The sequence below is a fragment of the Roseobacter sp. genome (assembly GCF_045106495.1).
GTDB lineage: Bacteria > Pseudomonadota > Alphaproteobacteria > Rhodobacterales > Rhodobacteraceae > Roseobacter.
The window spans coordinates 93,468-104,938 of record NZ_JBGCEQ010000020.1 but is presented as its reverse complement, the minus strand read 5'-3'; the positions used below and the strand labels follow the sequence as shown (position 1 = coordinate 104,938).

The following is an 11,471-nucleotide window of genomic DNA, read 5'->3' as shown; positions in this document are numbered from 1 at the left end:
TCATAAAGCTAACGCCAGATCAGTGGACGCCGCAAGGCTGTCGTGACTTATACATGCCGCCGCTGCCTTGATGTCAGGCGCGAGAAAACGGTCCTGCTGCAAGCTCGGCACAACTGCGCGCAGGCATACCATCGCCGACTGCAATGCATCCGAGGTTGTCAGGGGTGCGCGCTGCTCAATCCCTTGGGCGGCGCAAATTGCCTCGACCCCGAGAATGACGTTCAGGTTGGCGGTCATCCGGTTTAGTCGGCGCGCACCATGAGCGGCCATGCTGACGTGATCTTCTTGGTTGGCAGAGGTTGGTGTGCTGTCGGTCGAGCAGGGATTGGCCAAATGCTTGTTTTCGCTCATCAACGCTGCGGTGGTCACCTCAGCGATCATCAAGCCCGAGTTAAGCCCGGGTTCCGGCGTCAGGAAGGGCGGCAAATCAAACGACAGCGTCGGGTCGACCATCAGTGCCACCCGCCGTTGCGCAATGGCCCCGATTTCAGAGAGCGCAAGGGCAATCTGATCGGCGGCAAAAGCGACCGGCTCGGCGTGGAAGTTACCTCCTGACAGGATTTCACCTGTTTCCGCCAGGACCAGAGGGTTGTCGGTTACGGCGTTTGCCTCGATCTTGAGCGTCTGCCCGGCAAATCGCAGCAGGTCGATTGCCGCACCCGTGACCTGTGGCTGACAACGGATGCAATATGGATCTTGGACGCGGGTATCGCCTTCCCGATGGCTTTCACGGATTATGCTGCCATCCAGAAGCTGGGTCATCGCGGCCGCGACCTCGATCTGGCCCTGATGGCCGCGCAGGCTGTGGATGGCCGAATTCAAGGGCGCCGTTGATCCCATGATGGCGTCGGTAGAGAGTGCCGATGTCACAACGGACGCCCGCGCCGCGCGCCACCCGTCAAACAATCCGACCAGAGCGAGAGCGGTTGAAAACTGCGTGCCGTTGATCAGAGCAAGGCCCTCTTTCGGACCAAGAACCACCGGCGTTAAACCTGCTTTGGCCAGAGCGGCACCACCCTCCATCTGCTGGCCTTCAAACGTAGCTTCGCCTGTCCCGATCATGACGGCAGTCATGTGCGCCAGCGGCGCCAGGTCGCCCGACGCACCGACCGAACCTTGGACCGGAATCAAAGGCAGAACGCCGCGCGTCAGCATTGCTTCGATCAAGGCACAGATATCCCAGCGCACACCGGACGCTCCGCGCCCGAGTGAGAGCAGTTTTAACGCCATCATGAGACGCGTGGCGGCGGGCTCCAGCGGTTCGCCGACGCCACAGCAATGCGACAGGATCAGGTTGCGCTGCAGGGTTTCGGTGTCTTCCGGCGCGATGCGGACCGAAGCGAGTTTGCCAAAACCGGTGTTGATGCCATAGACAGGCGCGTCCCCTTGCGCGGCCAGCGCGACGGTGTGAGAGGATGCTTCGACCGCAGCGCGCGCGCTAGGGTCAAGCTGCACGGGTCCTTGTCCACGCCAAAGTGTTTCCAGTTCGGCGAGTGTTGTGGTTCCAGGGAATATGGTCTGGGTCAAAAGACACCTCCAAAGATGCGCAGGTGCAGTGGGTTTATTCCGATGCCGTAAGAGAGCTCCGCAGGATCAGAGACGTTCCAGATCGCCAGATCTGCGCGCATGCCCGCTGCGATCACGCCGCAATCAAGCAGGCCGAGGGCGCGCGATGCATTGCGCGTGGTACCCGCCAGTGCCTCGGCAGGTGTCATGCGAAACAGTGTGCAAGCCATGTTCATCGCCAGCAGAATTGAGCCCAGGGGTGAGGACCCCGGGTTCCAGTCGGTGGCGACAGCCATGGGCACGCCATGATCGCGGAAGGCCTGAACGGGAGGCGGCTGAGTTTCGTGAATGGTGTAAAAGGCGCCAGGCAGCACAACCGCCACCGTGCCTGCGTCGGCAAGGAGGGCGGCATCGACCTCTGTGGAATATTCCACATGATCAGCCGAGAGCGCGCCGTACTTGGCGGCCAAAGCCGTGCCACCGATATGGCTGAGTTGTTCTGCATGGAGCTTTACCGGTAGGCCGAGGGCGTGTGCTTTGTCGAAGACCCGTGCGATCTGGACGGTATCGAATGCGATGCCTTCACAGAAACCGTCCACCGCGTCGACTAAACCTTCCGCATGAGCGGCCTCAAGCGTTGGCAGGCAAATCCTGTCAATATATGTGTCAGCGTCGTCGCCGGCAGGCACGGCATGCGCACCAAGAAAACTTGTCAAGACTTGTATTGGACGGTGCTGGCCAAGGGCGCGGGCAACGCGCAGCATCTTGAGTTCGGTCCCCGTATCAAGGCCATAGCCGGATTTGATTTCGACCGTGCCGACACCTTGGGCAATGAGTGCATCGACACGGGGCAGGGCCGAGGCCAGCAGTTCAGCTTCGCTGGCGCCGCGTGTGTCGCCAACGGTCGAGACAATTCCGCCCCCAGCACGGGCAATTTCCTCGTAGCTGGCTCCGTTGAGGCGCATTTCGAACTCGCGCGCGCGGTTGCCACCATGGACGATATGCGTATGGCAATCGACCAAAGCAGGGGTTACGAGCCGTCCGCCACATGTCTGACGATCGAAACCAACATAGTCTGACGGTAAGTCCGACTCGGGCCCGGCCCAAGCGATCCGACCCTCGGTGACGACAATCGCCGCATCACGCACAAGGCCATAGTCACCCGCACCTGGTGCCATCGTTGCGGCTGTGATTTCGGTAACGACGTAGGGACGAGCCATCAAGATTCCTTGCTATAAAAGCTACTTAATATTAATATGTTCCTACTTATTAATGTCAACGGAGTTATTGCGGTGCAGACCATCCATGCAAAACAGGTGATTACCCCGCTCGGTTGGCAAAACGATCTTGAGATTACGATCGACGCAAATGGTCGAATCGCCACGGTAGGGGAGCAGCACCAAATGCCGACAGACCGCGTGGCTTTGCTGCTGCCCGCACCGGTGAATTTGCATTCGCATGCGTTTCAGCGCGCTATGGCGGGGCTGACCGAAGCGCGAGGTCCGGACCCCCGAGATAGTTTCTGGAGCTGGCGGCGGCTGATGTACAGTTTCCTTGATCAGTTGACGCCAGACCATGTCGAGGCAATCGCCGCACTGGTTTTCATGGAAATGCTGGAGGCGGGGTATGGTGCAGTCGCGGAGTTTCACTATCTGCACCATGATGTAGGCGGCGTGCCATACGAAAACCTGGCTGAAATGTCTGAAAGGATCACCTCTGCGGCTTTGAAGTCCGGTATCGGTCTGACCCTATTGCCGGTTCACTACCAGTACGGCGGATGCGATCTGCGGGCTTTGAGCGGTGGGCAGCAACGTTTTGGCAATGATCCCGAACGGTTCTTGCGCCTTCACCAAGACACCGTCGCAGCTGTTTCTTCTGGAGCAGCAGACTTTAATTCAGGAATGGCGCCTCACTCTTTGCGTGCGGTCGATCCTGCAGGGCTTGGTGCAATCCTGAATCAAGCGACATCGGGCCCCATCCACATGCATCTTGCTGAACAAGTGGCGGAGGTCGATGAAGTTGTGGCCCATTTGAGTGCCAGACCCACGGAATGGTTGCTGTCAAACCACGCGGTTGATGAGCGCTGGTGTCTGATCCACTGCACCCAGATGACGCAAGCCGAGACCATTGCTCTTGCCGGGACAGGTGCGGTGGCGGGGCTTTGCCCGCTGACGGAATCAAACCTTGGCGACGGTATCTTCAACGGGACAAGCTATCTGGGGCAGGGTGGAACGATTGGCATTGGTTCCGATTCAAACATCCACGTCACATTGTTCGAGGAACTCAAGACGCTGGAATACACCCAGCGCTTGCGTGATCTGTCGCGCGCAGCACTGGCGACGCAAAATCGTTCGACGGGGCGCGTGCTCTACGAGGCAGCGGCCAAGGGCGGCGCAATTGCGGGTGGGCGACAAAGCGGTGTGATTGAGGTGGGTGCCTGGGCCGATTTGGTAGGCCTAGATGACGACAACCAATGGCTTTGCAACCGCGCGGGCGATGCGACCCTGGACAGTCTGATATTCAGTGGTGGCGGGCAGGCCTGTATCCGGGATGTCTGGAGCGCAGGGCGGCATGTGGTGCAGGAGGGCCGTCACTTTCGGAGGGATGCGATAATCAACAACTTCAAGATCACGATGCGCGAGTTGGAGACCAACATTTGACAGAACAAACGCGCCTTTCCTGGACCGATGTGCGTGACGAAATCCGCGCGCGGATTCTGAGCCGGACCTACGCGCCTGGAGACAAGCTGCCTCGTGACGAAGACATAGCTCATGAGCTTGGTTGCGCGCGCACAACGGTACATCGCGCAATGCAGGACCTGTCGCAGATTGGCTTGGTAGAGCGGAAACGCAAAGGTGGCACGCAGGTCAGAACCGACCCCGTTACGCGCGCCACCTTTGACATCGCCATCACGCGGTGCGAGGTCGAACAGCGCGGCAGCAAATACGGTTACCAATTGATCAGTAGTACGTTGGACGACACTCCGATGTCTGTCATGGTGCGTTTTGGCATCCAGCAACCTGTGCAAATGCTGCATGTCAAAGCGCTACATCTTGCTGATAATCGACCTTATATCTTTGAGGATCGATGGGTGGATACCAGATCAACCCCGGATATTCTGAAGGTCGATCTGAATGTTGAAAGTGCGAACGAATGGCTGGTGCATCACAAGCCCTACAGCCGTGTTGATGTGCGTTTCTACGCCGTGAATGCTGAAGGTGAGAACGCCGCGCACCTGTCCACCGATGCTGGCACTGCGTTGCTTGTTATCGAGCGCACGACATGGATTGGTCAAGATCCGATCACCTCCGTACAAGCGGTGGCAGCACCTGGTTATCAGCTTACTGCGCTTAACTGACCAAGTAACACATGGAAGGCTGTTTTAGGGTATTGAAGGCGTCGATGTTTTCTAACGAGCGACTGCCCATTCATACACTGGGTGCGCCATCGGACAACTGGGCAATAGCCTCATTCCGAATCCGCAAGTCGGTCCGGAGTGCGTTGAGACACACGATCAGACTATCCAAGCCTGCCCGACCGTGGCAATGCCATGCGACATCATTGAGAGTTGTTAAGGACATCATGCGACCTTTGCGTTTGTCGGAACGCCCGTTTTGTCGTGTGCCGCATTTGCGCTGGGATAGAAGGTTTTCTGAAGGCAACGCCTATCAATCCCAAATTTTCCCTCGCTTGGTGCCATGTGGCTATGGGTAGTTCGTATTCTTCGCACGGATCAACAGCGCGCCGAACCAGTGCCACGTTAGACGGGGCAAGCGTGTCACGATGCAGCCGAATGGTATCCTAAAATCCCATAGGAGTATGGCCCGCGACATAGTCCATTCATTAATTGTCAGTTGCGTAGAGTCAATTTCCTCCGCATTCCACTTGCCTCCAGTGCAAGGCGGTACAGGCTTTCGATTTAGAAATCAAAAATTGGTTTGTTCGCAAGCGTGCAGCTCTTCGCGCCCACGATAAATCGCACATAGAGCGGCCCTCGATTGCGAGATGGACGATCATGTCGGGACTTTGTTGCCGCAAACCTTCTTTCAGGAGGGCAAAGCGATTGGGATCCGACGTCGGCTTTCCATCACCATCACACGGTTGACAACGGGCTACGCTTGGCACCGATCTCAAAGGCCTCTTTTGTGCTTAAGCTCTCTTCGGTAATGCTGATCGGTGGCGCCGAGTTGTTGTCATCTTTTGACCAGGAGCCGGTGGTAGCGACTCATAGGGTAAAAGGAGCGATCACAGGCCCCTCACATATCAAAGAAGATGGTTTCGTTCGGACCTTGCAGATGAATATCAAAGCGATATTTGCCTTCGTCGGTTTTCCCGGCGAGTAGGGTGGGGACGCGGTTTTGATGATCGATCCGCGTCAAGATTGGATCTTTCGCATTGGCCTCAGCTTCGTCGTCGAAGTAGATACGGGTGTGCAGGCCGATGTTGATCCCGCGCGCGACCACCCAAGCGGTACTATGCGGCGCCTGCATCTGGCCATCGGGCCAGGGGACCGACCCGGGTTTGACCGTATCGAAAGTGAATTCCCCGGTTTCCATGTCGCCGGGAGAGCGGCCCCAGCCAGTGAAATTTGGGTCAGCGGTGCCGCGCGTTTCATTCGCGGACGGGAACAGGCCCGCTGCATCAGGCTGCCAGATTTCGATCATCACATCACGCAGCGGCGTACCGGTACCATCGTAGACGATGCCTTTGATGATGATCTCTTTCCCCTGCACGGGGCCGCTTTTCAATGATGTCCCCAGATCGCCACCATATATATCGATGCCGGTGATGTTGGGTGTACATCCGATGTGGACATAAGGTCCGGCGGTCTGGCTCGGGCTTTCGCGCAAATGGTCGTGTTTCTGGACCATGATCACATACCCTCCTTGCGGTTCTCAAAGTAGGTCTGACGCTGTCCGCGCAGGACGATGTCGAACTTGTAGGCGCGACTGTCCATCGGCACGGTACGGTTCATGTCAAGAGCGGCGGTCAGCGCGTCGACGGCGTCTTGAGATTTCAGAACGCCGACAATTGGGCAAAGCGGAATATGGGGATCGCCTTCGAAATACATCTGGGTAATGAGGCGCTGTGCGAAGCCGTGGCCAAAGATCGAAAAATGGATGTGGGCGGGGCGCCAGTCATTCATACCATTGGGCCAGGGGTAGGGGCCGGGTTGGATGCTGCGGAATTCGTATGAACCGTCCTCTGCGGTAATTGTGCGTCCGCAGCCACCGAAGTTCGGATCGAGGGTGGCCTGGTAGCTTTCCTTCTTGTGACGATAACGCCCGCCGGCATTGGCCTGCCAAACCTCCATCAGGGCACCTGGCACACCGCGCCCCATTTCGTCCAGCACGCGGCCATGGACGATAATCCGCGGACCGATCGCCGTTTCGTCCGGTAGGGCGTAGTTCAACAGCAGATCATTGTCGAGCGCACCGAGCATCCCGTGACCGAACACAGGAGAGGTCTCTTCGGACAGGGTCGTCGGGAACGAAACCAGTGCTGCTTGTGGGCTGCGCTTGATGCTTGTCTTGTAGGCTGGCGTCAACGCGTCAGGATGCCAGTTGCGATCGCGGGGGACGAACCCGCCCGACAACGGTGGCGTGTTTGTGAGGCTCATATCTCAACTCCCATTTCAGCATATGTTTGTTTCGCAATTTTGATCGCCTGGTTGGCTGCTGGAACGCCTGCATAGACGGCTACATGCATGAAAGTCTGCAACACATCTTGTGGAGCAGCGCCGGTGTTCTGAGTGGCGCGGATATGCATCGGGATTTCCTCGAAATTTCCTGTCGCTGCCAGCAGCGCGAGCGTCAGCATTGAGCGTTCGCGGCGGGTAATCGTGTCGTCCGACCAAAGAGTGCCCCAGGCCCCTTCGGTGATCATCGTTTGAAAGGGCGTGTCAAACCCCACTTTGTTGGCCTCGGCCCGGTCCACATGGGCATCACCCAAAACCTGACGGCGTGTTTGCATGCCCCCATCGTATCTGTTGGTCATGTCACTCTCCTTTAGTAGGGCAAACCCACATAGTTTTCGGCCATTGCCTTTTGGGCCGCTTCATTACTGCGTAGGAATTCCAACTCGGCCACCTGAATTCGGTGATCGAAGGCGGTCTGGCCTGGGTAGCGGTGCATCAAAGAAGAGAACCACCAACTGAAGCGCTCCGTTTTCCAGACACGTGCCAGCGCCTTCGCGGAGTAGGCGTCTATCCCATCTGCGCTAGAGGTCTCGTAATAGCCGCGCAATGCTTCATAAAGATAGTGAACATCTGAAGCAGCGGTATTCAGACCCTTTGCGCCTGTCGGAGGCACGATATGCGCCGCGTCACCGCACAGAAACAATCTTCCCCAACGCATTGGTTCTGTGACGAAGGACCGCAATGGTGCTATGGATTTCTCTATGCTCGGCCCCGTGATCAGTTGTTTGGCCTGATCTGCGGGAATGCGTTTTTTGAACTCTTCCCAGAATGCGTCGTCGGACCAGTCTTCAACATCGTCATCCAGTGAACACTGGATGTAATATCGGCAGAGGCTTTCGTTGCGCATGGAGGCAAGGGCGAAGCCGCGCGGTGAGTTCGCATAGATCAATTCGTGGTTCACAGGCGGCGTTTTACTCAGAATACCGAGCCACCCGAAGGGATAGACTTTTTCATATTCGCGCCGCACATCTGTGGGGATCGTCTTGCGGCTGACGCCGTGAAAACCGTCGCATCCAGCCACAAAATCGCACTCGATCCGCCGGATCTCGCCATGAACGGCGTAAGTCACATGTGGATTGTCTGTGTCAGCTCCGTTGATCACAACGTTTTCAACGTTGAATTCGATTAACCCGTTCGCTTGTTCCCGCGCCTCGTAAAGGTCGCGTGTGACTTCTGTTTGACCGTAGACGATGACCGGCTTGCCGGTATGTTTCTTGAAATCGATGCGGAACATCTCGTCGCCATAAGAAATGAGCGTTCCATCGTGCTGAAACCCTTCGGCATGCAGACGATCCGCGCATCCAGCTTCTTCCATGAGGCGCACCAGCCCCTGTTCCAATACCCCGGCACGAATGCGACCAAGCACATAGTTCTTGGTCTTGCGTTCCAGTACGATGCTGTCGATGCCGCGTCGGTGCAAAAGCTGTGCCAGCAAGAGCCCAGACGGGCCGCCTCCGATGATCGCAACCTGAGTTTGCATGGAACGCCTTTGCATCCTGGATTATTTCCCCAAGTCCCAATTTGATGCATAAGAAGTGAAAGTAAATTGATAATTTTCCTCTGATAGTTGCCAATTATGGAAACATATGGACCGTAGAATAAAGTTCCGTCACCTTGAGGCGTTTGTCACCATCGCCCGCGCGAAGCGACTGAAGAGCGCTGCCGTGCAGTTGAATCTGACACAGCCAGCCATTTCCAAAACCCTGCGCGATCTTGAGGACATTCTGTCCGTTTCGCTGATGACCCGCGACCGATCTGGCGTGCGGCTGACGCCCGAGGGGCAGGTGTTCTTGCAATATGCTGAACAAAGCACGGCAGCGCTGAACAAAGGTCTCAGCAGTATTGCATCCCTGAGCGAGGCTGGTGGCCATGTCCTGAAGATCGGCGTTTTGCCAAGTGTTGCGGCACAGGTCTTGCCGTTGGCCATCGAACGGTTCCGTCGCAGTTCTCCAAAAACGATCCTGCAAGTTGAAGAAGGGTCGCATAGCTTCTTGACCGACCGGCTCCGGAGTGGTGATCTTGATCTTGTGGTCGGCCGATTGGGCAATGCCGACACGATGCAAGGGCTGTCGTTCACGGCACTCTATATGGAAAGGGTGGTCGCAGTGGTGGCCCCTGATCACCACAAACGGGAAGCCACGCGGCTTGAGCAGATCGAAGACGAGGTGATTGTCTACCCTCCGGAAGCAGCTGCCATCAGGCCCTTGATGGCTCGGTTGATGCTGACCCGGGGTTTGCCGCTCTTTGGTGACCGGATTGAATGTGCGTCCGGCGCCCTCGGGCGTGTCATGACCTTGGGCTCATTGAAGCCAGTTTGGTTCATCTCACGCGGTGTAGTAGCCGATGACCTGGAAGATGGGCGACTGGTCGCTTTGAATATCGATATGGCACAAACGGAGGGCGCGGTCGGTATCATGGCGCGGTCCGAGGAAAATGCTTCGGCCCTCGTCGGTCTATTCCGAGGGGCTTTGTCGGAAGCTGCGGTCGCGTTTGTTTCTTAGAAATAGCTCAAAGTTTCGTGCGGCTTGAAAAGAATTAAGGAAGGGTGATAATCCATTGTAACTTATGTAAAATATGTGTTCAATGACGAATTATTTTTAACTAATCCTTCATTCAAGGGAGCGAGTGAATGATTTTAAGGACATTTCCTTGTCGAATACTTGTGCTGAAAGCGGCTTGGAGGCTGCAACAGTTCGTCGGTTTGCCACAGTCAGAGCAAAGGTTCCCAATGGCGAAGCGTATGGCTGCACAGCCGACGAAACTGGCGGTAAGGCGGATACGGTCGATGTTTCGGAAGGTTCGTGGGTCGAGATCACGTTTCGCAAATTCAACGTTGTGAGCGGTATGCCACGTGTCATGGTCAAATGCGCTGATGTCGGTCGCCGATCTAGTGTCTCCTGCGGTATCGTGTTTTTCTTCGGAGAACGAATGTTGGTATAAGAACTGTCGGCCGTTTGAATAGCACGCAATTTGGTCGATTGGAAAAAATCCATCACGAGCCCTGCGTTGCGACATGCAGCGAGCATTGCATTACAGCTCCATGCGCTTTGATCGTTGCCCCTTAAATGTCAGCCCAGATCCTGGAGAATTCTGAATTGGACGCCAATTGACGTGCATAGTTCAAGACAATGCGGGTGAGCGGAGCAACGTCAGATTCAGAATGTATTGCTGAAAACTGGACCCGTGGCATTGCATTCATTGTTTCTAAAGTAACAAGACGTCCTTCGGCAATATCCTTGGCATAGTGTGACACTGGCAGGAGCGACATGCCCAGACCTGACCGCACCAGCCTGGCACTTGCCTCCATGGAATTGGATCTCGTCATTTTTTTTGCGTCGATACTATTTTGGCGCAACCACTTGTCTTCGATGCCTGCAACAGTGGACGACGGGGCAAGAGAAATCATATGACATTGTTCCAACTCGTCAGACCCGAGTTTTCGCCCGTGCAGATTGAGGGACGGGCTTGCCATGTACTGAAAATCAATCTTGTAAAGAGGATCATAAACAAGACCTGACGGACAGGTCCCGTCAGTGGCAAGAAACAACAGGTCGCTCTCCCTGTTCAAGATTTTCTTAAAGTAATCGCCGGTCAAACCAACTTCCAAGTCAACCTCAACGTTCGGATAGTCTTCGTTGATCTTGGCAACCAGATCGGGCAACCAGGTCAAGGCAACCAATTCTGCAACGCCAAGACGAATAGTGGCAGCTAACTTGTCGGCACGCCCGATTTCAGCGAAGAGTTCTTCGCGCAAGCGGCACATCTCTACTGCATAGGGAAGCAGCCTGCGTCCAATCGGCGTCGCTTCTATCCGCCGCTGCGATCGATCCAGCAGTTGTACGCCAAGCTCGTTCTCCAGATCCGAAATGCGCATCGATATCGTCGATTGGGTAGAGTTCAACCGACCAGCCGCCTTTGTGAAGGAGGCCAGTTGCACAACGTCGCGAAAGGTTTCGAGTTGGCGCAAATTCAAGACGTCATATCCTGATTTCCTGCGTCTATTGCCGTAATCGTATGCCGCTGAAGCTCATGGTGTTTTTCATTCGACAGATGGTCCCAATTTGAAGACCTGCGCGGCGTTTGCGGCAGGCAATGTTCACAACAAAAAAGGGTTCGCGCCTGCGAACGCGCGTCACGGGTATAACAAAGTAATCCAACCAATTGCAGTCTCCTGAATGGTCCGGCGCCTAACGTGTGACATGGACTTGGAAGACGATCCCAATTGGCACAGATCAAAAAAAGCGTGGCAAGACATTGGTGCGCAAAT

Annotated in this window: 12 protein-coding genes; 4 read left to right on the top strand and 8 right to left on the bottom strand. The window is 55.9% G+C overall.

The genetic code is table 11. The features are described from left to right. Together hutH and hutI are read right to left on the bottom strand one after the other, a co-directional pair. A complete protein-coding gene (gene hutH, locus AB8B75_RS13760) occupies window positions 1-1,527 on the bottom strand; it encodes a histidine ammonia-lyase (RefSeq protein WP_405363063.1) in 1,527 nt (508 codons plus the stop codon). Continuing rightward, window positions 1,524-2,726, bottom strand: coding sequence for an imidazolonepropionase (hutI, locus tag AB8B75_RS13755; protein ID WP_405363062.1), 1,203 nt, complete (start codon window positions 2,724-2,726; stop codon window positions 1,524-1,526). The genes hutH and hutI overlap by 4 nt, the downstream gene beginning before the upstream one ends. A 72-nt stretch (window positions 2,727-2,798) precedes the next feature. Between hutI and AB8B75_RS13750 the strand changes: the two genes are divergently transcribed. Together AB8B75_RS13750 and AB8B75_RS13745 are read left to right on the top strand one after the other, a co-directional pair. Continuing rightward, on the top strand, window positions 2,799-4,166 hold the full coding sequence (locus AB8B75_RS13750) for a formimidoylglutamate deiminase (RefSeq protein ID WP_405363060.1): 1,368 nt from the start codon (window positions 2,799-2,801) through the stop codon (window positions 4,164-4,166). Continuing rightward, window positions 4,163-4,864, top strand: coding sequence for a GntR family transcriptional regulator (locus AB8B75_RS13745; protein ID WP_405363058.1), 702 nt, complete (start codon window positions 4,163-4,165; stop codon window positions 4,862-4,864). The genes AB8B75_RS13750 and AB8B75_RS13745 overlap by 4 nt, the downstream gene beginning before the upstream one ends. A gap of 200 nt (window positions 4,865-5,064) precedes the next feature. Here the strand turns inward: AB8B75_RS13745 and AB8B75_RS13740 are convergent, their stop codons facing one another. The 5 genes from AB8B75_RS13740 to pobA form a co-directional block, all read right to left on the bottom strand. Further along, window positions 5,065-5,265, bottom strand: coding sequence for a hypothetical protein (locus AB8B75_RS13740; protein WP_405363056.1), 201 nt, complete (start codon window positions 5,263-5,265; stop codon window positions 5,065-5,067). A 497-nt stretch (window positions 5,266-5,762) separates the two neighbouring features. Further along, window positions 5,763-6,377 carry a protocatechuate 3,4-dioxygenase subunit alpha gene (gene pcaG, locus AB8B75_RS13735; protein WP_405363054.1) on the bottom strand — a complete coding sequence of 205 codons (615 nt, stop codon included), beginning with the start codon at window positions 6,375-6,377 and terminating at the stop codon, window positions 5,763-5,765. Window positions 6,378-6,379: 2 nt separating this feature from the next. Beyond that, window positions 6,380-7,126: a protocatechuate 3,4-dioxygenase subunit beta gene (gene pcaH / locus AB8B75_RS13730; protein WP_405363053.1), complete on the bottom strand. Its 747-nt coding sequence runs from the start codon at window positions 7,124-7,126 to the stop codon at window positions 6,380-6,382. Continuing rightward, window positions 7,123-7,503 carry a 4-carboxymuconolactone decarboxylase gene (gene pcaC, locus AB8B75_RS13725; protein ID WP_405363052.1) on the bottom strand — a complete coding sequence of 127 codons (381 nt, stop codon included), beginning with the start codon at window positions 7,501-7,503 and terminating at the stop codon, window positions 7,123-7,125. The genes pcaH and pcaC overlap by 4 nt, the downstream gene beginning before the upstream one ends. Before the next feature lie 11 nt (window positions 7,504-7,514). Further along, window positions 7,515-8,684 carry a 4-hydroxybenzoate 3-monooxygenase gene (gene pobA / locus AB8B75_RS13720; RefSeq protein WP_405363050.1) on the bottom strand — a complete coding sequence of 390 codons (1,170 nt, stop codon included), beginning with the start codon at window positions 8,682-8,684 and terminating at the stop codon, window positions 7,515-7,517. Window positions 8,685-8,790: 106 nt separating this feature from the next. Here pobA and pcaQ point away from each other — a divergent pair, with 106 nt between their 5' ends. After that, a complete protein-coding gene (gene pcaQ, locus AB8B75_RS13715; protein WP_405363049.1) occupies window positions 8,791-9,705 on the top strand; it encodes a pca operon transcription factor PcaQ in 915 nt (304 codons plus the stop codon). Between the two features lie 124 nt (window positions 9,706-9,829). Next, window positions 9,830-10,144 (top strand): hypothetical protein, encoded by a 315-nt coding sequence (locus AB8B75_RS13710; protein WP_405363048.1) that lies wholly within the window; start codon window positions 9,830-9,832, stop codon window positions 10,142-10,144. Between the two features lie 121 nt (window positions 10,145-10,265). Here the strand turns inward: AB8B75_RS13710 and AB8B75_RS13705 are convergent, their stop codons facing one another. Further along, entirely contained in the window at window positions 10,266-11,177 is a 912-nt protein-coding gene (locus AB8B75_RS13705; protein ID WP_405363047.1) for a LysR family transcriptional regulator, read from the bottom strand. Window positions 11,178-11,471 lie beyond the last annotated feature (294 nt).